Below are 19,864 nucleotides of genomic sequence, written 5' to 3'. Positions count from 1 at the left end.
TAATGAAAGCTATTTTTCGGCAATCGGCCGACCACTTTATCGACGACACCCATGCTCGCCCAACAAAAACAGCAGATCGTTGCCCTGTTCCAGAGCGCCCTTGCGCCGATCATCGCCGGCAGCGACCTTTCTCCGAACATTGTGCTGGAGCGTCCGCGCGATCCGAGCCACGGCGACATCGCCTGCAATATCGCGATGCAGCTCGCCAAGCCGCTCAAGACCAACCCGCGCGAACTGGCCACCCGCCTGGTCGCCGCGCTGCTGGCCGAGCCGGGCGCGCACGGCCTGGTCGAAGCGGCCGACGTGGCAGGCCCCGGCTTCATCAACCTGCGCGTGGCCGCCGCCGCCAAGCAGGCCGTGGCCAGCACCATCCTGGCGCAGGGCGACAACTATGGCAAGAGCGCCGCCGGCGCCGGCAAGCACGTGATCATCGAATTCGTCTCGGCCAACCCGACCGGCCCGTTGCATGTCGGCCACGGCCGCCAGGCCGCGCTGGGCGACGCCATGTCCTCGCTGTTCGAGTCGCAGGGCCACCAGGTCACCCGCGAGTTCTATTACAACGACGCCGGCGTGCAGATCCTCACGCTGGCCAACTCGGTGCAGGCGCGCGCGCGCGGCTTCCGCCCGGGCGACATGGAATGGCCGGAGTCGGCCTATAACGGCGACTACATCCAGGACATCGCCGACGACTTCATGGCCAGGAAAACCGTGTCGGCCAGCGACGGCCAGCCGGCCACCGCCAGCGGTTCCACCGACGACCTCGAATCGATCCGCCGTTTCGCGGTCACTTACCTGCGCAACGAGCAGGACATCGACCTGCAGGCCTTCGGCGTCAAGTTCGACAACTACTACCTCGAATCCTCGCTGTACACCGACGGCAAGGTCGAAGCGGCGGTGCAGGCACTGATCAAGGCCGGCAAGACCTACGAGCAGGAAGGCGCGCTGTGGCTGCGCACCACCGACTACGGCGACGACAAGGACCGCGTGATGCGCAAGTCCGACGGCACCTACACCTACTTCGTGCCGGACGTGGCCTACCACATCGAGAAGTTCAAGCGCGGCTTCACCCAGGCCATCAACATCCAGGGCAGCGACCACCACGGCACCATCGCGCGCGTGCGCGCGGGCCTGCAGGCGGTCGGCATCGGCATCCCGCAGGGCTACCCCGACTACGTGCTGCACAAGATGGTCACCGTCATGAAGAACGGCGAGGAGGTCAAGATCTCCAAGCGCGCCGGCTCCTACGTGACGGTGCGCGACCTGATCGAATGGTCGGGCAACGGCGACATCACGCGCGGCCGCGACGCGGTGCGCTTCTTCCTCATCTCGCGCAAGGCCGACACCGAGTTCGTGTTCGACGTCGACGTCGCGCTGGCGACCAGTGACGAGAATCCGGTCTACTACGTGCAGTACGCCCACGCGCGCATCTGCTCGGCGCTGGCCAACTGGGGCGGCGACGAGGCCAAGCTGGCCAACGCCGACCTGGCGCCGCTGACCCAGCCGCACGAACTGGCCCTGCTGGCCAAGCTGGCCGCGTATCCGGAGATGCTGCAGCGCGCCCAGGCCGAACTGAGCCCGCACCAGGTCGCGTTCTACCTGCGCGAGCTGGCCGGCGAACTGCACAGCTACTACTTCGCCCACAAGTGGCTGCTGGACGACGACGAGCCGCTCAAGCTGGCCCGTCTCGCGCTGGCGACCGCGACCCGCCAGGTGCTGCGCAACGGCCTGGCCCTGATCGGCGTCTCGGCGCCGAACAAAATGTAAGAGAGGCTGGCAGCGTCAATGATCACCAACCCGAACCGCCAGCGCGGCAGCACCCTGACTGGCATCATCATCGGCCTGATCGTCGGCCTGGCCATCGCGGTGGCGGTGGCGCTGGCGATCACCAAGGGCGCCTCGCCGTTCACCGACAAGGCGGTCAAGACCGGCCGCCCGGCTGATCCTGAGCCGAGCCAGGCGACCGATCCGAACAAGCCGATGTACGGCAACCGCGACGCCGCGAAGGAAGCCAACAAGGAGCTGGCCGAACGCGCCAGCACCCGTGCCGCCAACAGCGGCGACGCGGATCCGCTGGGCGCCGCCATCGCCGTCATGAAGGAGCCGGCGGCAACGGCCCCGGCCCATCCGGCCCAGGCCACGGCAGCCACGCCGGCCGCAGCGGCGCCGGCATCGCCGGCAGCAGCCGCGGCTCCTGCGGCCGCGCCGGCCGCCGGCGGCGACGGCTACGTCTACTACCTGCAGGCCGGCGCCTTCCGCGAACTGGCCGACGCCGAAAACACCAAGGCCAAGCTCGCGCTGCTCGGCTTCGAAGCCACGATCAGCGACCGCACCGCCGACTCGGGCGTGCTGCACCGCGTGCGCATGGGCCCTTACAACCAGGTTGAAGCCATGAACAAGGCGCGCGCCAAGCTGCTCGACAGCGGCGTGGATGTCGCGATCGTCCGCAACCAGAAATAAGGAGTCCCATGCGCCCGCTCCGCCGCCTGGCCTGTGCCGCCGCCCTGCTGTGCCTGTCGACGCCCTTGCTGGCCTCGCCGGCGAGTCCGAAAGCGGGCGTCGAATACCTGGTCATGAACCCGCCGCAGCCGACCGACAGCGGCAAGAAGATCGAAGTGACCGAGTTCTTCGCCTACTACTGCCCGCACTGCTACGCCTTCGAGCCGCTGCTGGCGGCCTGGGTGAAAAAACAGGGCGCCAGCATCGTGTTCAAGCGCGTGCACATCGCGCGCGACGAAAGCGTGATGCCGCAGCAACGCATGTTCTACACCCTCGACGCACTGGGACTGGTGGACCAGTACCACGACAAGGTGTTCGCCGCCATGCACCAGCAGCGCCTGCCGCTCGACACCGACGAGAAGGTGTTCGACTGGGCCGCGGCCGCCGGACTGCCGCGCGCGCGCTTCATCGACACCTACCGCTCGTTCGGCGTGCAGGCCCGCATGGACCAGGCCATCCGCAAGATGGAGCTGTACGGGATCAGCCAGTGGCCGATGATCGCGATCGACGGCCGCTACCTGACCTCGCCCTACCACGCCCACCTCGGCTCGAACAAGGACGTGACCGAAACCGAGCAGCAGCAGGAAGCCCTGCAGGTGATGGACTTCCTCGTCTCGAAAGCGAAAGCGGACAAGCGATGACGCAGGCCGCCGGCAGCATGGACCGCGTGTTCATCACCGGCGCATCGAGCGGCATCGGCGCCGCCCTGGCCCGCCGCTACGCGCAGCAGGGTGCGTCGCTGGGACTGCTGGCGCGCCGGCGCGAACTGCTCGAAGGGCTGGCCGCCAGCCTGCCCCATCCCGAATGCCACCGCATCTACGCGGTCGACGTCACCGACCACGCCGCATTAGCCGAAGCAGCGCGCGACTTCATTGCGGCGCACGGCGGCTGCGACATCGTGATCGCCAACGCCGGCATCTCGCACGGCACCCTGACCGAACACCCGGAAGACCTGCCGGTGTTCGAATCCGTCTTCGCGACCAACGTCGGCGCCACCGTGGCCACCTTCGCGCCCTTCATCGGCGCGATGAAGGCGCAGGGCGGACCGCGCCGGCTGGTCGGGATCAGCAGCGTGGCCGGCGTGCGCGGCCTGCGCGGCCACGGCGCCTACAGCGCCTCCAAAGCCGCCGTGCGCTCCTACTGCGAGTCGCTGCGGCTGGAAATGAAACCCTACGGTATCCGGGTCGTGACCATCGCGCCCGGCTACATCGATACACCCATGACCCGCCATAACCGTTTTTCCATGCCTTTCCTGATGCCGGCCGAGCGCTTCGCCGACAAGGCCGTATCCGCCATCGCCCGCGGCGACAGTTTCCGCGTCCTGCCGTGGCAGATGGGCGTCGTCGCCCGCGTGCTGCGCGTCCTGCCCAACTTCATCTACGACGCCCTGCTCTCGCGCGCGCCGCAGAAGCCGCGCAAGGTGGCGCCATGAACGCCGCATCGATTGCCGCCCTGTCGAACAGCGGCGTGAACGTCGAGGTGATCCCGGAGACCGGCTCGACCAGCGCCGACCTGCTGGCGCGCGCTTCCAGCCTGTCCGCGCCGCTGCTGCTGATCGCCGAACACCAGACCGCGGGCCGGGGACGCGCCGGCCGCAGCTGGCTGTCCTCGGCCGGCAATTCGCTCACCTTCTCGCTGGCCTGGAAGTTCGAGGCCGGCCCGCAGGCCCTGTCCGGGCTGCCGCTGGCGCTCGGCGTGGCAGTGGCCGAAACCCTGGGCCGGCTCGGCCAGCAGGTGCGCCTGAAATGGCCCAACGACGTGCTCAAGGACCGCGACAAGCTGGCCGGCATCCTGGTCGAAACCACCGCCGCCGAACGCGGCATCTGGGCCGTGATCGGCATCGGCCTGAACCTGGTGATGCCGGACGAGATGGAGCGCGACATCGGCCGCAGCGTGGCCGCCGTGCCCTGGCTGGCGCGCATGGACCGCGACGCGCTGATGGCCGCCCTGCTCGACGGGCTGGCGGGCGTGCTGCGCGAATTCGAACATACCGGTTTCGCCGCCTTCGCCGCGCGCTGGAACCTGCTGCACGCCTACCAGGGCGAAGTGGTGCGCATCCTCGACAACGGCGCCGTGCTGCATGAGGGCGTCGCCGCCGGGGTCGACGACGCCGGCCGCCTGCTGCTCGACGGCGCCGAGGGACGCATCGCGATCGCTGCCGGCGACGTGTCGCTGCGGGTGAAGGAATGAAGCTGCTGCTGGTCGACGCCGGCAACACCCGCGTCAAGTGGGCGATCGCCGATCACGATGCGGCGCTGGGCCACTGGCTGCTGCACGGCGCCGTGGCGCACGCCGATCTCGACGTGCTGGCGGACGCGTGGCGGCCGCACGGCGTCAAGCGCAGCATCGTCGCCAACGTCGCCGGCGCGGAGCTGCGCGCGCGGCTGGCCGCGCTGCTGCCGCCGGGCGAGGTCGAATGGTTCGCCTCCACAGCGCGGCGCGCTGGCGTCGCCAACGGCTACCGCAATCCGGCGCAGCTCGGGGCCGACCGCTTCGCCGCCGCCATCGGCGCGCATGCGCTGGCGCCGGGCCAGGCCGTGGTCGTCGCCATGTGCGGCACCGCGACCACGGTGGACGCCGTGGGCAGCGATGGCGCCTTCATCGGCGGCATGATCCTGCCCGGGCTGGCGCTGATGGCGTCCTCGCTGGCGCGCAATACCGCGCAGCTGCCACAGGCCGCGCCCGGCGCCGCCGCGCCGCCGCTGTTCGCCGACAATACCAACGACGCCATCGTGTCCGGCTGCCTGTCGGCGCAGGCCGGCGCGATCGAGCGCGCCATGGCCGCGCACCGGGCCGGCGAATGCATCCTGTCGGGCGGCGCATCGCCCTGGGTTGCGAGCGCCCTCAATATTCCGCACCGCCTGGTCGATAATATGGTGCTGGTCGGCCTGCACGCCGCCGCGCAAGACGCCAACGACATGGAGGCTTAGGACCGTGCTCAAATTCTTCTTCTGGATCCTGGTCGGCCTGAACGCCGTGCTGTTCGCGTATGGCCGCGGCTACCTCGGCAAACCGAACGGCGAGGAACACGAGCCCGCGCGCGTCAGGAACCAGCTCGAACCGCAGCGCGTGAAGATGCTGGCGGCCGAGGACGCGCAGGCCGCGAGCGCGGGCGCGCCGGCGACGTCCGAAGCGGCATCGGCGGCGGCAGCGGTTTCCGCGCCGCCCGCGCCGGCGCCAGCGCCAGCGGCAGCCGTCGCGTGCACCGAAGTCGGCCCCCTGTCCGCATCGGACGCGCATCGTTTCGAAACGCGCGTGGCGCGCCTGGACCTGGGCAACAAGCAGACCCAATCGACGGTCCAGTACCAGGAAGTGACCAGCCGCCTGGTCTACATCCCCAGCCAGGGCAGCAAGGAGGCGGCGGACAAGAAGGCGGCGGAACTGCGCGACCTGGGCATCACCAACTTCTTCATCATCAATGGCGACTCGCCGTACAAGTACGGGATCTCGCTGGGCCTGTTCAAGTCGGAGACTTCGGCGCAGGCGATGCTGGCGTCCCTGAACAAGCAGGGCGTGCACAGCGCCCGCATCGCCCCGCGCGGGCCGATGGGCACGCGCACCGTCTACCAGTTCCGCGGCATCGATGCCGCGACCAAGGCCAAGATCGTGGAGATCGCGGACCGCTACGACAGTGCGGACGTCAAGGCTTGCAAGTGAGCTGACGGCTGCGCATGCGAAAATGGGGTTCCCGCTTCCGCGGAAACCCCATTTTGCTGGATCTGACGCTGCGCCGACTCTTGATCAGCGCTGCACGACAATCGGTTTCAATCCCAGGCTCGACGGAATATCCCGCACGGCCTTTCGCGCCGCCGCGCGGCTTTCGAACGGCCCGCGCAACAGGCGGTTCACGGCGCCAGCCGCGATCACCTGCAGGGAATCCGCAGCGCACCCGGCCTGGACCAGCTTCGCACCCATCTCCTGCGCCTTGCCCGCCACTTTGTAGGCGCCCAGCTGCAGATAGAAACCGCTCTTCGCCTCGGACTTCACCGGCAGCGGGCCGTCGCCGGCCGCGCGCTCCTCCAGCATCAGCGCCGTGATGTCGGCCGGCGCCGGCGCCGCCTGCGCCGCCGATGCGGCCTCGCGCCGCACGGTGGCGATGCGGGTCTGGTCGTTCGGGAACATGCGGTCGACCTGCACCTGGTGGCTGCCCTTGGCCAGCAGCCCGAGCTTGAGCGCGGCCGTGTAAGACAGGTCGATCACGCGGTCGGAATGGAAGGGCCCGCGGTCGTTGATGCGCACCACCACCGACTTGCCGGACTCCAGGCTGGTCACCCGCGCGTACGAGGGAATCGGCAGCGTCGGATGCGCCGCCGTCATCTTGTACATATCGTAGGTCTCGCCCGACGACGTGCGCTGGCCGTTGAACTTCACGCCATACCAGGTCGCCATGCCGCGCTGGCTGAACGGCTCGTCATTGATCAGCGGCGTGTAGGTCGTGCCGAACACCGAGTAGGCCTTGTTCACCCCGCCCTTCAGGTAAGGTTCGAACTTGACCACCGCATCGGGCGTGTTCATCAAGCCGGGCGGCGGATTGTCGCCGGGGCCATCGTCCTGGTAATAGCCGCCGCGTCCCGAACCGGCGGGCGGCAACGCCGGCAGGGCGGGGTCGATCTTGGGATCGCGCGCGGTCGTCTTGTGATGCCACGGCAGGGGAATCAGGGAATGATGTTCGCCAGTGGAGGTGGAACTGCAACCTGCCATCAGCGCCGAGAGCACGATGACCGCTGGGAGAATTCTCGAAACGGTCATCCGTCTCCTCTTTCAGTCAGGTCTGCACCAGTTTTCGGTGTCGTTGAATGCTCATCAATATACCAGAGGCGAGGCCCAAAGTGAAAAGCGCGGTCCCGCCGTAACTCATGAAGGGCAGCGGCACGCCGACCACCGGCAGGATCCCGCTCACCATGCCCATATTGACGAATGCGTAAGTAAAGAAGCTCATCGTGATCGAGCCGGCCAAGAGGCGCGTGAACAGGTTCGGCGCGTTCGCCGCGATCATCAGGCCGCGTCCGATCAGCAGCAGGTACAGGAACAGCAGGATCAGGTTGCCGACCAGGCCGAACTCCTCCGAATACACCGAGAAGATGAAGTCGGTGGTGCGCTCGGGGATGAATTCGAGGTAGGCCTGGGTGCCTTTCATATAGCCCTTGCCGGTCACGCCGCCGGAGCCGATCGCGATGGTCGACTGGATGATGTGGAAGCCCTTGCCGAGCGGGTCGGAAGTCGGGTCGATCAGCGTCATCACGCGCTCGCGCTGGTAGTCGTGCATCATCGACCACACCACCGGCAGGCTGGCCGCGGCCGCAGTCGCCAGCCCGAGCAGCGCCTTCCACGACAGGCCGGCCAGGAAGATCACATAAAAGCCGGGCGCCAGCACCAGGAGCGCCGTGCCGAGGTCGGGCTGCTTGGCGATCAGGCCCACCGGGATCACCAGCAGCACCGCCGCCACGATGAAGGAATGCCAGCGCACCGTGCCCTGCTTGAACTGGAAGTACCAGGCCAGCATCAGCGGCATCGCGATCTTCATGATCTCGGACGGCTGGATGTCGACGCCGACATGCAGCCAGCGCCGCGCGCCCTTCTTGACCACGCCGCCGATCGCCACGCCCAGCAGCAGCATGACGCCGACCGTGTACACCGGCACCGCCAGCCGCAGCAGGGTCTGCGGCGGCACGTTGGCGGCGATCCACATGATCACGAAAGCGATCACGATATTGCGCATCTGGCCTTCGACGCGGCCCGGAAAATCGTGGCCGGCCGAAGTCAGCGTGACCAGGCCCACCGACAGCAGCAGGAACAGGATCAGGGCCAGCGGGCCGTCGAACACCGAGAAGTAGGGTTTCAGGCGCCGGCTCAGCGAACGCCGTTCAGGGATGTGCGCCATGGCTTACTCCTTGTTCGCCGGGTTGACAGGCGCCGCGGTTTGCGGATCGGACTGCGGTTCGGCGTCCGGATTCGGCGGCGGCGCCACCGGCTTGTCCTTGTCGCCCGGCTTTTTGCCGAGCAGGTAATAGTCGAGCACCTTCTTGGCGATCGGGGCCGCCACGCCGGCGCCCCATCCCGCGTTCTCGGCCACCAGCGCCAGCGCGATGCGCGGGTGGTCGGCCGGGGCGAAGGCAATGAACAGCGCGTTGTCGCGCAGGCGCTCCGGGGTGGCCGCCGCGTTGTACTTCTGGCCCTTCAGGCCGACCACCTGCGCGGTGCCGGTCTTGCCGCCCACCGTGTACGGCGCGTTGCGGAAGATGGTGTAGGCGGTGCCGGAGACGTCCGAGGTCACGCCGATCATGGCGCGCTTGACGATGTCGATGTTCTCCTGCTTGAGCGGGATGCGGCCGCTGTTCGTCGGCACCGTCAGGGTGCGCTTGTGGGTCACCGGGTCTTCCACGATCTTGACCAGGTGCGGCTTCATCACCACGCCGTCGTTGGCCAGCGTGGCCACCGCGTGCGCCATCTGCAGCGGGGTGTAGCTGTTGAAGCCGTTGCCGATGCTGATCGAGATGGTGTCGCCGCCCACCCACTTCTGGGCCGCGCGGTTGCGTTTGAAGCGCTCGCGCTTCCAGTCCGGCGACGGCAGCACGCCCTTCTGCTCGTGCAGCAGGTCGATGCCGGTGATCTGGCCGAAGCCGAACGGCGCCATGAAGTCGTGGATCGCCTGGATGCCCAGCTGGTTGCCGAGCGAGTAGTAGTAGCTGTCGCACGAGACCACGATCGAGCGGTACATGTCGATGTAGCCGTGGCCCTCGCGCTTGTCGTCGTTGAAGCGGTGCCCGCCCAGCATGAAGAAGCCCGGGTCGTGCATGCCCCAGTCGGCCTTGCGCACCCCGGTTTCGAGCGCGGCCAGCGCCATGAAGGGCTTGAAGGTCGAGCCGGGCGGATAGGTGCCGGACAGCGGGCGGTTCATCAGCGGCCGGTCGAGCGAGGTATTGAGGTCGTTCCAGCTCTGGGCATCGATGCCGTCGACGAACAGGTTGGGGTCGAAGCCGGGGCGCGACACATAGGCCAGGATGTCGCCGGTGCCCGGTTCGATCGCCACCAGCGCGCCGCGGAAATCGCCGAAGGCTTCCTCGGCCACCTTCTGCAGCTCGATGTCGACCGACAGGATCAGGTTGTCGCCGGGGGTCGGCTCGGTGCGCGACAGGGTGCGGATCGCGCGGCCGCCGGCCGACCGCTCGACTTCCTCGTAGCCGGTCTGGCCGTGCAGCTGGCGCTCGTAGCTCTTCTCCAGGCCTTCCTTGCCGATGTAGTCGGTGCCGTTGTAGTTGGCGGCGTCGTCGCCGCCGGCCAGGTCGTTGGCCTCGCTCTGGTTGATGCGGCCGATGTAGCCGATCACGTGCGAGGCGACCTCGCCCAGCGGGTACTGGCGGAACAGGCGCGCCTGCACCTCCACGCCCGGGAAGCGGAAGCGCTGCGCGGTGAAGCGCGCCACCTCCTCGTCGGTCAGGCGGGTGCGGATCGGCACGCTGGCGAAGTTCTTCGACTCCTCCAGCAGGCGCTTGAAGCGCTTGCGGTCCTTGGCCTCGATCGTCACCAGCTTGGCCAGCTCGTCGATCACCGACTCCAGGTTCGACTGCAGCTTGGACGGCGTGATCTCGAGCGTGTAGGCCGAGTAGTTGCGGGCCAGGACCGCGCCGTTGCGGTCCAGGATCAGGCCGCGGTTGGGCACGATCGGCAGCAGCGCGATACGGTTGTCCTCGGCCTGCGCCATGTATTTGCTGTGCTGGACCACCTGCAGCCAGACGAAGCGGGCCACCAGCAGTCCAAAGCAGATGAACACGAACACCACCACCGCCGTCAAGCGCATGCGGAACAGGTGGATCTCGCGGTCGTTGTCTTTTATTTCGGTCATCGGGACTTGCTCAGATCGGGCGCGTGTGGTCGCGGTCGATCGCGCGCCGCTGCGGCGCCAGCAGCAGCCAGCTAATCAGCGGCCACAGCGCCACTGCCACCGCGCTGTCGATGAAGTGCAGCCAGGGCGGCGCGCGGCCGATGGCCATGAAACGCACCACCGCCTGGATCGCCTGCGCCAGCACCAGCAGCGGGAACACGTGCATCGCCTGCGTCACCACCGGGAACCACAGCACGCGGCGGTGGATCATGATCGCCAGGTAGGACAGCAGGGTGTACGACAGCGCATGCTCGCCCAGCAAGGTGGCGTCATGCACGTCCATCAGCAGGCCCATCGAAAAGGCCACGCCGATGCCGACCTTGCGCGGCTGCTGGATGCCCCAGAACACCAGGCACAGCGCGACGAAATCGGGCGCCCCCACCCACTGCCCCCAGGGCAGCAGGTTGAGCATGAAGGCACAGGTCAGGCTGAACGCGATGAACAGCGGGCTGACCGGCAGCAGGATGTAGTGCGGACGGCTGGCGCTTCCCATTACGCGCCCTCCTTGTGTTGTGTGGCGCTCGCCGGACGCGGGGCCGGCGCCTGGACCGCGGGCGCGGCGGCCGCTTGCGGCGGCGCCTGGGTCTTGGCCGGAGCCGGAGCCGTGGAACCGGCGGCGGGCGCGGCGGCCGGCGTCCCCGCGGGCTGCTGCGCCGGCAGCGGCATAGCGGGCAGCGGCGGCGGCGGCACCGGGTCCATCTTCGGCAGGTTCTTCTTGCTGGCCGGGGTCGTGGATGCAGCCTGGGCCGGCGGGCGCGGCGGCTTGGCCTGCTGCGACATCACGATCAGCAGCTGGCGGTTGCTGTCGATGCCGGCCAGCGGCTGCGCCACCACGCGCCCGAAGGCGCCCTGGCCGACGCTTTCGACCTGGGTCACCTTGGCCACCGCCAGGCCGGCCGGGAACACCCCGTCCAGGCCGGACGTGACCAGCACGTCGCCCACCACGATGTCGGCATTGGGCGCGACGAAGCGCAGGTCGAGCTGGCCGTTGTGGCCGCGGCCGTAGGCCACGCTGCGCAGGCCCGAGCGCAGCACCTGCACCGGGATCGCCTGTTCCTTGTCGGTCAGGAGCGTGACTTCGGACGTCAGCGGGAACACCCGCGTTACCTGGCCGACCACGCCGGCATTGTCGATCACCGGCAAGCCGAGCGTGACGCCGGCACGGGTGCCGCGGTCGAGCACCACCTTGTGCACCGACGGGTCGCGCGCGTCGTACAGGATTTCACTCATGATCGAATGCACCGGCAGGTGCTCGCGCGCGTCCATCAGGCGGCGCAGCTGGGCGTTCTCGGCCATCTGGAGCTGGGCCTGCTGCAGCGCCTGGGCGGCGGCCACCTGCTGGCTCTTCAGCTCCGCGACTTCCTTCTCCAGCGCCGACAGCGAGGAGAAGTAGTCGCCCATCGCCGAGATCGCGTCGCGCGGCATCAGGGCCGCCATCTGGGCCGGGTACAGCACGGTGGCGGCGACCTGGCGCACGGCGGTGAGGGCGTGCAGGCGCGAGTCGATGAACAGCAGCGCCACCGAAATCAGGGCGAACACCGTCACTTTCACCCGCGCCGGGGCGCCTTGCTTGAACAGTGGCGGAGGACTGTATTCCATGTGTCGAGAAGATTGAATGCCCGGGTCCCCAACGTCAGCGCGGGCAGTCGCGCGGCCAGGTGAAGAGCCGTGCGCTGCCCGCGTTCAGGCGCAGGACTCGCTTATTCGTAGGAGAAGATCGATCCCAGCTTGTCCATCCGTTCGAGCGCCATGCCGGAGCCGCGCACCACGCAGGTCAGCGGGTCTTCGGCCACCAGCACCGGCAGGCCGGTCTCTTCCATCAGCAGGCGGTCGAGGTCGCGCAGCAGCGCGCCGCCGCCGGTGAGCATCATACCCTTCTCGGCGATGTCCGCGCCCAGTTCCGGCGGGGTCTGTTCGAGCGCGTTCTTGACGGCCGAGACGATGTTGTTGAGCGGGTCGGTCAGGGCTTCCAGGATCTCGTTGGACGAGATGGTGAAGGAGCGCGGGATGCCCTCGGACAGGTTGCGGCCCTTGACTTCCATTTCCTTGACTTCCGAACCCGGGAACGCCGAGCCGATCGCCTTCTTGATGGCTTCGGCGGTCTGTTCGCCGATCAGCATGCCGTAGTTGCGGCGGATGTAGTTGACGATGGCTTCGTCGAACTTGTCGCCGCCGACGCGCACCGAACCTTTGTAGACCATGCCGCCCAGCGAGATGATGCCCACCTCGGTGGTGCCGCCCCCGATGTCGACCACCATCGAGCCGGTCGCCTCGGCCACCGGCAGGCCGGCGCCGATCGCGGCCGCCATCGGCTCCTCGATCAGGTAGACCTGCGAGGCGCCGGCGCCCAGCGCCGATTCGCGGATCGCGCGGCGCTCGACCTGGGTCGAACCGCAGGGCACGCAGATGATGATGCGCGGCGACGGACGGAAGAATTTGGAGTCGTGCACCATGCGGATGAACTGCTTGAGCATCTGCTCGGTGACGGTGAAGTCGGCGATCACGCCGTCCTTCATCGGGCGGATCGCCTCGATATTGCCGGGCACCTTGCCGAGCATCTGCTTTGCTTCTTTACCCACCGCCTGGATGGTCTTCTTGCCGTTCGGGCCGCCCTCCTGGCGGATCGCGACGACCGACGGTTCGTCCAGCACGATACCCAGCCCGCGCACGTAGATCAGCGTGTTGGCCGTACCGAGGTCAATCGCCAGGTCATTCGAAAAGTAGCTGCGTAAAAAACCAAACATGTGTGTCCTGATGCGCGCTCAAGGCGCGAAACGATAAATGAGTGGGAAGCCGGAGCCGGCCCGGGTCCCGGCCAACGGCGGCCGCGGCCAGGCCCTTTCAGCGCCAGCAACGCAATAGCCCGCCATTCTACCTTATAATTTGCCGATTATTTCGTCAGAAACCTTCGAATTCACAAGGATCAGACAGCAGAATTCGGCGGCGTTACCAAGGTTTTATCGGCGGTAGCCCGCTTATTAACGGATTCGGCATTCGCTCAACCCTTTTTGACGCGCGGCCTGGCGCCGCGCCCCTGCCATGTCCCTGACACTTACAGACGTTACCCGGATCGCCAAGCTGGCCCGGCTTGAGCTGGACAAAGCCCACGCCGCGACCCTGCTCGGCGAGTTGAACGGCATCTTCGCCCTGGCCGAACAGATGCAGGCGGTCGACACCACCGGCGTCGAGCCGCTGGCCCAGCCGCTGTCCGCGATCATGCAGCTGCCCCTGCGCCTGCGCGAAGACGTGGTCACCGAAGAGAACCGCCGCGACGCTTACCAGGCGCCCGCGCCGAAGACCCAGGACGGCCTGTACCTGGTGCCGAAAGTGATCGAATAAGAAGGTGTGCAGCATGCATAACAAAACCATCAAGGAACTGTCCGTCCTGCTGCAGTCGAAGCAGGTGTCGTCGGTCGAACTGACCCGCCACTACCTCGACCGCATCGCGGCCAGCAAGCACAACGCCTTCCTGCACGTGGACGCCGAGCTGTCGCTGGCGCAGGCCAGGGCCGCCGACGAGCGCATCGCGGCCGGCGCCGGCGGCGTGCTGACCGGCGTGCCGGTCGCGCACAAGGACATCTTCGTCACCAAGGGCTGGCGCTCCACCGCTGCGTCCAGAATGCTGGGCAACTACGTCAGCCCCTTCGACGCCACGGTGGTCGACAAGCTTGGTACGGCCGGCATGGTCACCCTCGGCAAACTGAACTGCGACGAATTCGCGATGGGCGGCGCCAACGAGAACTCCGCGTTCGGCGCCGTCACCAACCCGTGGGACACTGGCGCCGTGCCGGGCGGCTCCTCGGGCGGCTCGGCCGCCGCCGTGGCTGCGCGCCTGGCGCCGGGCGCCACCGGCACCGACACCGGCGGCTCGATCCGCCAGCCGGCCGCGTTCTGCGGCATCACCGGCATCAAGCCCACCTATGGCCGCGTGTCGCGCTTCGGCATGATCGCGTTCGCCTCCTCGCTCGACCAGGGCGGCCCGATGGCGCAGACCGCCGAGGACTGCGCGCTGCTGCTGAACGAGATGGCCGGCTTCGACCAGCGCGACGCGACCAGCCTCACGCCCGAGCAGGGCAACCTGGACGAAGACTTCGCGCGCGACCTGAACAAGCCGCTGGCCGGCCTGCGCATCGGCGTGCCGAAGGAGTATTTCGGCGAAGGCCTGGCAACCGACGTCGAAGCCGCGGTGCGCGCCGCGCTGGAGCAGTTCGTCAAGCTCGGCGCCACGCTGGTGGACATCTCGCTGCCGCGCACCAGCCTGTCGATCCCGACCTACTACATCATCGCGCCGGCCGAGGCCTCGTCCAACCTGTCGCGCTTCGACGGCGTGCGCTACGGCTTCCGCGCCGACGGCTACAAGGACCTGGCCGACATGTACCAGAAGACCCGCGCCGCAGGCTTCGGTCCCGAGGTCCAGCGCCGCATCATGGTCGGCACCTACGTGCTGTGCCACGGCTACTACGACGCCTACTACGTGCAGGCCCAGAAGATCCGCCGCCTGATCGCGGACGACTTCCAGGCCGCCTTCCGCGACCAGTGCGACGTGATCATGGGCCCGGTGGCCCCGACCGTGGCCTGGGACCTCGGCTCCAAGGCCAACGACCCGGTCGCCAACTACCTGGCCGACATCTTCACGCTCTCGACCAGCCTGGCGGGCCTGCCCGGCATGTCGATCCCGGTCGGTTTCGGCCAGGGCGCGAAGAACGGCCGCCGCCCGGTCGGCCTGCAAATCATCGGCAACTACTTCGGCGAAGCGAAGCTGCTGAACATCGCGCACCAGTTCCAGCAGGTGACCGACTGGCACACCCGCGCGCCCGAAGGCGTCTGAACGACGTAGGGTGGGCAGGTGTTCCTGCCCACGCGTCCAGGCAGCGCCCGAACAATCGGAAGAGAGAAAAAATCATGCAATGGGAAGTCGTCATCGGTCTTGAGAACCACGTGCAGCTCACGACCAACTCCAAAATCTTCAGCGGCAGCTCGATCAAGTTCGGCGCCGAACCCAACACCCAGGCCAGCCCCGTGGACCTGGCGCTGCCGGGCGTGCTGCCGGTACTGAACCGCGGCGCGGTCGAGCGCGCGATCCGCTTTGGCCTCGCGGTCGGCGCCAGGATCGCGCCGGTCTCGGTATTCGCCCGCAAGAACTACTTCTACCCCGACCTGCCGAAGGGCTACCAGATCAGCCAGTTCGAGGACCCGGTGGTCCAGGGCGGCACGCTCAGCTTCTGGTACGAGAAGGACGGCAAGCAGGAATTCAAGACCGTCAACCTGACCCGCGCCCACCTCGAGGAAGACGCCGGCAAGTCGCTGCACGAGGACTACGCCGGCATGAGCGGCATCGACCTCAATCGCGCCGGCACGCCGCTGCTCGAGATCGTATCCGAGCCGGAGATGCGCAGCGCCGCCGAGGCGGTGGCCTACGCCAAGCAGCTGCACTCGCTGGTGATGTGGCTCGGCGTCTGCGACGGCAATATGCAGGAAGGCTCGTTCCGCTGCGACGTCAACGTCTCGGTGCGTCCGGTCGGCCAGAAGGAATTCGGCACCCGTTGCGAGATCAAGAACCTGAACTCCTTCCGCTTCATGGAAGAGGCGATCCACTACGAAGTGCGGCGCCAGATCGAGCTGATCGAAGACGGCGGCAAGGTGGTGCAGGCGACCCGCCTGTGGGATCCGGACCGCAAGGAAACGCGCGAGATGCGCACCAAGGAAGACGCGCAGGACTACCGCTACTTCCCGGACCCGGACCTGCCGCCGCTGGTGATCTCGCCGGAGTGGATCGAGAAGGTCAAGGGCGACATGCCGGAACTGCCGCAGGCGATGCGCAAGCGCTTCGTCGACGACTACGGCCTGCCGGAATACGACAGCAACGTGCTGACCTCGTCGCAGGAAATGGCGACCTATTACGAAGCCGTGGTGTCGAAGGCCGGCAAGGAAAACGCCAAGGCCGCGGCCAACTGGATGATGGGCGACGTGTCCTCGACCCTGAACCGCGAAGGCGTGTCGATCAACGAGTCGCCGGTGGAGGCGTCGCAGCTGGCGCTGCTGCTGAAGCGGATCGCCGACGGCACCATCTCGAACAAGGCCGGCAAGGAAGTGTTCGCGGCGATGTGGGAAGCCAGGTCGACGGACGAGAACCTGGCCGACATCGTGATCGAGCAGAAGGGCCTGAAACAGATCTCGGACACCGGCGCGCTGGAAGCGATCGTCGACGAGGTGCTGGCCGCGAATGCCAAGTCGGTCGAGCAGTACCGCGCCGGCAAGGAAGCCGCGATCAACGCCCTGATCGGCCAGACCATGAAGGCGTCCAAGGGCAAGGCCAACCCGGCGCAGGTGACGGAGCTGCTCAAGAAGAAACTGGCTGGCTGAGCTGGCTGGACTCAACGAGAACCGGGGCACGTCCCCGGTTTTTTATTGCTCGCATAAGCACCTGTTGCGCCTGAACACCTCTCCCCACGGGGGTCAGGTCGTCCAATGAATCAAAATTCCCGCCCACTAAGTTTTGTTTCGCAATTTTGATTTTGGACGACCTGACCCCATTTTTTCTAAGGATGTGCATCCACTCAGGAGATCACAACGAGAGAGCGCGGCGCCATGGTCTGCAATGCGGCCTCCATCCGTCCCAACAAAGGAACTAGAGAGGCCAAATTGTTCGAGTGAGACGACAGAATCACAACAGAGATGGGTAAGTTCGACAGATTTTGCTGATACTGGATGTTTTTATCGGCGGTCACCAGTACATCGAATAGTTGAGCGGCCCGCACCAATAACAATCCATTCACCGTACCAGCCCACCCCATTTCCCGGACCGTTGAAACTTGGCGCGCGGCGAGGTGCTTGCGAAGGCGGGCCGGTATCGATTCGTCAAGGAGCAGTCTCATCCTTCAACAAGCTGTCCCGCGCCTCAATAATTACACCCACCGCGGCGTCGGAAGTGACGGTCGGGAAATCCTCCAGGAACTCGTCCAGGGAAGAAACAGACTCGAGATAATCGAATAGTGTCTTGATTGGGACACGTGTGCCGACAAAGCAAGCTGTCCCTCCAAGGATGTCGGGATTGCGGCTGATATAACTGCTCATCGTGCGCCTCCAAGGATCAATACTACTCTCGTTGATACCTTGTCTAGGCTACCGCAAATGTGAGCGGACTCAAATTGCGAATCGTCTCGACCCACGGGCGCGGCGTCTGCGAACACCTCTCACAACGGGGGGGGCAGGTCGTCCAATGAATCAAAATTCCCGTCCGCCAACTTCTGGTCCGCAATCTTGGTTCTTTGGACGACCTGACCCCATTCTTTTGCACCGTCACCCATACGGTGTGAACGGAAAGCCGTTGCCGATTACGCCGATGACGTTGGCCTGGTTCTCCGCGCTCTCCGAAAAGCCGGCCAGCACCCCGGCCGGCGTGGTCAGGTGCTGGTCCAGCACGTTGACCCAGTACGCGATGCCGGCGGGGTCCGGTGCCCGGTGCAGCACGTTGCTGTACATCGTGGTCACCATGCTGGTATTGGTCGGGTTGACGCCGTACAGCGCCGTGAACTCGGCCGAATTCACGAAACCCTGCGAGATGTCGACCAGGGCCGTCCCGCGGTCCATCGCGTTGATCCAGAATCCCAGCCCGCCCAGGTCCGGCACCCGGTTGAAAGCGGCCTGGTAGAGGCGATACACCTGCCCGCCGTTGCCGGCAATGTCGAGCGCGATCGTCGCATCCGCGAACTGGATCCGCTCCACGTTGGCCAGGTTGGTCACATCCCCCACGCCGTCGCTGACCGTCGCGTTGGTGCCGTTCACCGTCACCGTGTAGCTGGCCCGCGCACCCGGCATTTGCAGCTTGTCGATGCCGGCGCCGCCGTCGATGCTGTCGGCGCCGGCCGAGCCGATGAAGACATTGAAGCGATCATCACCCACCATCACGTCATTGCCCGGCGTGCCCGCCAGCGGGGCGTTGTCCGGGCCGACGTGCAGGGTCGGATCGGTGGTGAAGCTGACGCTGGCCGGCGCCGCCAGCGCATTGCCGGCCAGGTCCTTCACCGCGCCGCTCGATATCGACAGCGTGTAGCCGGCGCCGGCCGCCAGGTCCGCGGTCGGGTTGACGGTCAGGGTGTTCCCGCCGATGGTGAGGTTGGAGCTGGAGCCGATCATGTAGCTCTCCACCACCTGCCCCGCCGCATTCAGCAGCGTCACGAAGCCGCTGCCCGGCTGGATCGCTTCGCTGAAGGTGAGCACGATGTTGGCGCCGACCGCCACGCCGGTCGCGCCGGCCGCCGGGCTGCTGCTTGCCAGCGCCGGCGGCGTGGTGTCGAAGAAGCTGTTCACGTTGAGGATGTCGCTGCCGCTGTCGAACACCAGCCGCTCGATGTTGATCAGGGTGGCGTGCATCGGAGCGCTGGCGCCGGAGATGGTATCCACGCCGATGCTGCCGTCCGTGTTCGCGTGGAGCGTGAAGTAGCTGCGCGGTTCGATGCCGAAATCGACGGTGTCGGTGCCCGCGCCGCCATCGATGGTGTAGTTGCCGCCGGTGATGATGGTCCACGAATCATCGCCGGGTGTTCCAAAGAAGGTGGCCATGTTGGGCTCCTTTCAGGTTCAGGTCAGTCGGCGGCGCCGGCGCGGTGCACGGCCCCTGTATGGTCGATGGCAAGGAAATCAAAACCGCTCGCGCGCAGCCACGCCAGTCCGGCTTCCTGCTTGAGCATGGCGATGGTGGACACGGCGCCGGCGACGATGGCCTGCGGCGCGACCACGCTGACCGAGCGCCAGTGCGTCACACTGCGGCCGCTGCGCGGGTCGAGGATGTGGCAGTAGCGCTGGCCGTCGTGGTCGAAGAAGCGCTCGTAGTCGCCGCTGGTGGCGAGCGCCCCGCTGCGCATCCCCATGCTGGCGAAGACGGCGCCGGGCTCGCGCGGGTGCTGGATCCCGACCATCCATGGCGCGCCATCGGGACGCGGGCCGCACAGGCGCAGGTCGCCGGCCAGGTTCACGTAGCCGTGGCGGACACCCAGCGCCAGCAGCGCTTCGGCGGCGCGGTCGGCCGCGTATTCCTTGCCGAAGCCGCCGAAGTCCAGTTCCATGCCGGCGCGCGGCAGCCGGATCGCGCTACCCTTGCGTTCGACGCGGCGCCAGCCGATGCAGGCGATGCAGGCGGCCAGTTCGTCCGCCGAAGGGACGCGCGCGGCCTTGAAGTCCCAGGCACGGCGCAACACGCCGGAGGTGATGTCGAACAGGCCGCCGCTCTCCTCGTACAGCTGGTCGGCGAAGTCGAGCAGGCGCTGCGTCTCCTCGTCGCAGTCGACGAAGTCCTGCCCGGCTGCGGCGTTGATGCGGCCGACGATGCTGTCGCTGCGGTAGCGCGAATACGTGGCCTCGATGCGCAGCACTTCGGCGATGGCGGCGCCGGCCAGGCGGTTGGCGGCGTCGACATCGTCCGCGGCCAGCACCACTTCGCACTGGCTGGCCATGGCGCGGAACGGCAGGCGATAGATCGGCATGGCG

Annotated in this window: 20 protein-coding genes; 10 read left to right on the top strand and 10 right to left on the bottom strand. The window is 67.1% G+C overall.

Features of this window, described 5'->3' with window-relative positions; translation table 11 throughout:
- The first annotated feature begins 51 nt into the window (after positions 1–51).
- From argS to NX778_RS22540, 7 genes are read left to right on the top strand one after another with little or no spacing between them, the layout of a single operon-like run.
- Entirely contained in the window at positions 52–1,764 is a 1,713-nt protein-coding gene (gene argS / locus NX778_RS22570; RefSeq protein ID WP_258814057.1) for an arginine--tRNA ligase, read from the top strand.
- An 18-nt stretch (positions 1,765–1,782) separates the two neighbouring features.
- Positions 1,783–2,457 carry an SPOR domain-containing protein gene (locus tag NX778_RS22565; RefSeq protein WP_258814056.1) on the top strand — a complete coding sequence of 225 codons (675 nt, stop codon included), beginning with the start codon at positions 1,783–1,785 and terminating at the stop codon, positions 2,455–2,457.
- Positions 2,458–2,465: 8 nt separating this feature from the next.
- Positions 2,466–3,137: a thiol:disulfide interchange protein DsbA/DsbL gene (locus NX778_RS22560; RefSeq protein ID WP_258814055.1), complete on the top strand. Its 672-nt coding sequence runs from the start codon at positions 2,466–2,468 to the stop codon at positions 3,135–3,137.
- Entirely contained in the window at positions 3,134–3,928 is a 795-nt protein-coding gene (locus NX778_RS22555) for an SDR family oxidoreductase (RefSeq protein ID WP_258814054.1), read from the top strand. Before NX778_RS22560 ends, NX778_RS22555 begins: the two co-directional genes overlap by 4 nt.
- Complete coding sequence (locus NX778_RS22550; protein WP_258814053.1) at positions 3,925–4,686, top strand: biotin--[acetyl-CoA-carboxylase] ligase; 762 nt, start codon at positions 3,925–3,927, stop codon at positions 4,684–4,686. Before NX778_RS22555 ends, NX778_RS22550 begins: the two co-directional genes overlap by 4 nt.
- Positions 4,683–5,426: a type III pantothenate kinase gene (locus NX778_RS22545; RefSeq protein ID WP_258814052.1), complete on the top strand. Its 744-nt coding sequence runs from the start codon at positions 4,683–4,685 to the stop codon at positions 5,424–5,426. Before NX778_RS22550 ends, NX778_RS22545 begins: the two co-directional genes overlap by 4 nt.
- Positions 5,427–5,430: 4 nt before the next feature.
- Positions 5,431–6,153 (top strand): SPOR domain-containing protein, encoded by a 723-nt coding sequence (locus NX778_RS22540; protein ID WP_258814051.1) that lies wholly within the window; start codon positions 5,431–5,433, stop codon positions 6,151–6,153.
- 84 nt (positions 6,154–6,237) lie between these two features.
- Here the strand turns inward: NX778_RS22540 and NX778_RS22535 are convergent, their stop codons facing one another.
- From NX778_RS22535 to NX778_RS22510, 6 genes are all read right to left on the bottom strand, one after another.
- Positions 6,238–7,245: a septal ring lytic transglycosylase RlpA family protein gene (locus NX778_RS22535; protein WP_258814050.1), complete on the bottom strand. Its 1,008-nt coding sequence runs from the start codon at positions 7,243–7,245 to the stop codon at positions 6,238–6,240.
- A 16-nt stretch (positions 7,246–7,261) separates the two neighbouring features.
- A complete protein-coding gene (gene rodA, locus NX778_RS22530; RefSeq protein WP_258814049.1) occupies positions 7,262–8,377 on the bottom strand; it encodes a rod shape-determining protein RodA in 1,116 nt (371 codons plus the stop codon).
- Positions 8,378–8,380: 3 nt separating this feature from the next.
- On the bottom strand, positions 8,381–10,339 hold the full coding sequence (gene mrdA / locus NX778_RS22525) for a penicillin-binding protein 2 (protein ID WP_258814048.1): 1,959 nt from the start codon (positions 10,337–10,339) through the stop codon (positions 8,381–8,383).
- A 10-nt stretch (positions 10,340–10,349) separates the two neighbouring features.
- Complete coding sequence (gene mreD / locus NX778_RS22520) at positions 10,350–10,871, bottom strand: rod shape-determining protein MreD (RefSeq protein WP_258814047.1); 522 nt, start codon at positions 10,869–10,871, stop codon at positions 10,350–10,352.
- Positions 10,871–11,977 (bottom strand): rod shape-determining protein MreC, encoded by a 1,107-nt coding sequence (mreC, locus tag NX778_RS22515; protein ID WP_258814046.1) that lies wholly within the window; start codon positions 11,975–11,977, stop codon positions 10,871–10,873. Before mreC ends, mreD begins: the two co-directional genes overlap by 1 nt.
- A gap of 101 nt (positions 11,978–12,078) precedes the next feature.
- A complete protein-coding gene (locus NX778_RS22510) occupies positions 12,079–13,122 on the bottom strand; it encodes a rod shape-determining protein (RefSeq protein WP_036235315.1) in 1,044 nt (347 codons plus the stop codon).
- Positions 13,123–13,417: 295 nt separating this feature from the next.
- Between NX778_RS22510 and gatC the strand changes: the two genes are divergently transcribed.
- The 3 genes from gatC (at position 13,418) to gatB (ending at position 16,741) form a co-directional block, all read left to right on the top strand.
- Positions 13,418–13,717 (top strand): Asp-tRNA(Asn)/Glu-tRNA(Gln) amidotransferase subunit GatC, encoded by a 300-nt coding sequence (gene gatC, locus NX778_RS22505; protein WP_258814045.1) that lies wholly within the window; start codon positions 13,418–13,420, stop codon positions 13,715–13,717.
- Positions 13,718–13,730: 13 nt separating this feature from the next.
- On the top strand, positions 13,731–15,206 hold the full coding sequence (gatA, locus tag NX778_RS22500; protein WP_258814044.1) for an Asp-tRNA(Asn)/Glu-tRNA(Gln) amidotransferase subunit GatA: 1,476 nt from the start codon (positions 13,731–13,733) through the stop codon (positions 15,204–15,206).
- Positions 15,207–15,280: 74 nt separating this feature from the next.
- Positions 15,281–16,741 (top strand): Asp-tRNA(Asn)/Glu-tRNA(Gln) amidotransferase subunit GatB, encoded by a 1,461-nt coding sequence (gene gatB / locus NX778_RS22495; RefSeq protein WP_258814043.1) that lies wholly within the window; start codon positions 15,281–15,283, stop codon positions 16,739–16,741.
- Between the two features lie 194 nt (positions 16,742–16,935).
- Here the strand turns inward: gatB and NX778_RS22490 are convergent, their stop codons facing one another.
- The 4 genes from NX778_RS22490 to NX778_RS22475 all read right to left on the bottom strand — a co-directional run bounded on the left by NX778_RS22490 (position 16,936) and on the right by NX778_RS22475 (position 19,860).
- Complete coding sequence (locus NX778_RS22490; RefSeq protein WP_258814042.1) at positions 16,936–17,253, bottom strand: DUF5615 family PIN-like protein; 318 nt, start codon at positions 17,251–17,253, stop codon at positions 16,936–16,938.
- The gene (locus NX778_RS22485) at positions 17,237–17,452 is read right to left on the bottom strand and encodes a DUF433 domain-containing protein (RefSeq protein ID WP_258814041.1); all 216 of its coding nucleotides are present in this window, start codon (positions 17,450–17,452) and stop codon (positions 17,237–17,239) included. Before NX778_RS22485 ends, NX778_RS22490 begins: the two co-directional genes overlap by 17 nt.
- 225 nt (positions 17,453–17,677) lie before the next feature.
- A complete protein-coding gene (locus tag NX778_RS22480) occupies positions 17,678–18,940 on the bottom strand; it encodes a DUF4214 domain-containing protein (protein ID WP_258814040.1) in 1,263 nt (420 codons plus the stop codon).
- Positions 18,941–18,963: 23 nt separating this feature from the next.
- The gene (locus NX778_RS22475; RefSeq protein WP_258814039.1) at positions 18,964–19,860 is read right to left on the bottom strand and encodes an FAD:protein FMN transferase; all 897 of its coding nucleotides are present in this window, start codon (positions 19,858–19,860) and stop codon (positions 18,964–18,966) included.
- Positions 19,861–19,864 lie beyond the last annotated feature (4 nt).

Origin of the sequence: Massilia terrae (assembly GCF_024753145.1) — a bacterium.
In the GTDB taxonomy this organism is placed as follows: domain Bacteria; phylum Pseudomonadota; class Gammaproteobacteria; order Burkholderiales; family Burkholderiaceae_D; genus Telluria; species Telluria terrae.
The sequence above is the reverse complement of the archived record's forward strand: the minus strand, read 5'-3'. Positions and strand labels throughout refer to the sequence as shown.

Bases quoted from the DNA above. Each gene is read 5' to 3' on its own strand.
- argS (WP_258814057.1), top strand. From the start codon at position 52: ATGCTCGCCCAACAAAAACAGCAGATCGTTGCCCTGTTCCAGAGCGCC.
- NX778_RS22550 (WP_258814053.1), top strand. From the start codon at position 3,925: ATGAACGCCGCATCGATTGCCGCCCTGTCGAACAGCGGCGTGAACGTC.
- mrdA (WP_258814048.1), bottom strand. From the start codon at position 10,339: ATGACCGAAATAAAAGACAACGACCGCGAGATCCACCTGTTCCGCATG.
- NX778_RS22565 (WP_258814056.1), top strand. From the start codon at position 1,783: ATGATCACCAACCCGAACCGCCAGCGCGGCAGCACCCTGACTGGCATC.
- NX778_RS22480 (WP_258814040.1), bottom strand. From the start codon at position 18,940: ATGGCCACCTTCTTTGGAACACCCGGCGATGATTCGTGGACCATCATC.
- mreC (WP_258814046.1), bottom strand. From the start codon at position 11,977: ATGGAATACAGTCCTCCGCCACTGTTCAAGCAAGGCGCCCCGGCGCGG.
- rodA (WP_258814049.1), bottom strand. From the start codon at position 8,377: ATGGCGCACATCCCTGAACGGCGTTCGCTGAGCCGGCGCCTGAAACCC.
- NX778_RS22545 (WP_258814052.1), top strand. From the start codon at position 4,683: ATGAAGCTGCTGCTGGTCGACGCCGGCAACACCCGCGTCAAGTGGGCG.
- NX778_RS22535 (WP_258814050.1), bottom strand. From the start codon at position 7,245: ATGACCGTTTCGAGAATTCTCCCAGCGGTCATCGTGCTCTCGGCGCTG.
- gatB (WP_258814043.1), top strand. From the start codon at position 15,281: ATGCAATGGGAAGTCGTCATCGGTCTTGAGAACCACGTGCAGCTCACG.
- NX778_RS22490 (WP_258814042.1), bottom strand. From the start codon at position 17,253: ATGAGACTGCTCCTTGACGAATCGATACCGGCCCGCCTTCGCAAGCAC.
- NX778_RS22475 (WP_258814039.1), bottom strand. From the start codon at position 19,860: ATGCCGATCTATCGCCTGCCGTTCCGCGCCATGGCCAGCCAGTGCGAA.
- NX778_RS22485 (WP_258814041.1), bottom strand. From the start codon at position 17,452: ATGAGCAGTTATATCAGCCGCAATCCCGACATCCTTGGAGGGACAGCT.
- mreD (WP_258814047.1), bottom strand. From the start codon at position 10,871: ATGGGAAGCGCCAGCCGTCCGCACTACATCCTGCTGCCGGTCAGCCCG.
- NX778_RS22560 (WP_258814055.1), top strand. From the start codon at position 2,466: ATGCGCCCGCTCCGCCGCCTGGCCTGTGCCGCCGCCCTGCTGTGCCTG.
- NX778_RS22510 (WP_036235315.1), bottom strand. From the start codon at position 13,122: ATGTTTGGTTTTTTACGCAGCTACTTTTCGAATGACCTGGCGATTGAC.
- NX778_RS22555 (WP_258814054.1), top strand. From the start codon at position 3,134: ATGACGCAGGCCGCCGGCAGCATGGACCGCGTGTTCATCACCGGCGCA.
- gatA (WP_258814044.1), top strand. From the start codon at position 13,731: ATGCATAACAAAACCATCAAGGAACTGTCCGTCCTGCTGCAGTCGAAG.
- gatC (WP_258814045.1), top strand. From the start codon at position 13,418: ATGTCCCTGACACTTACAGACGTTACCCGGATCGCCAAGCTGGCCCGG.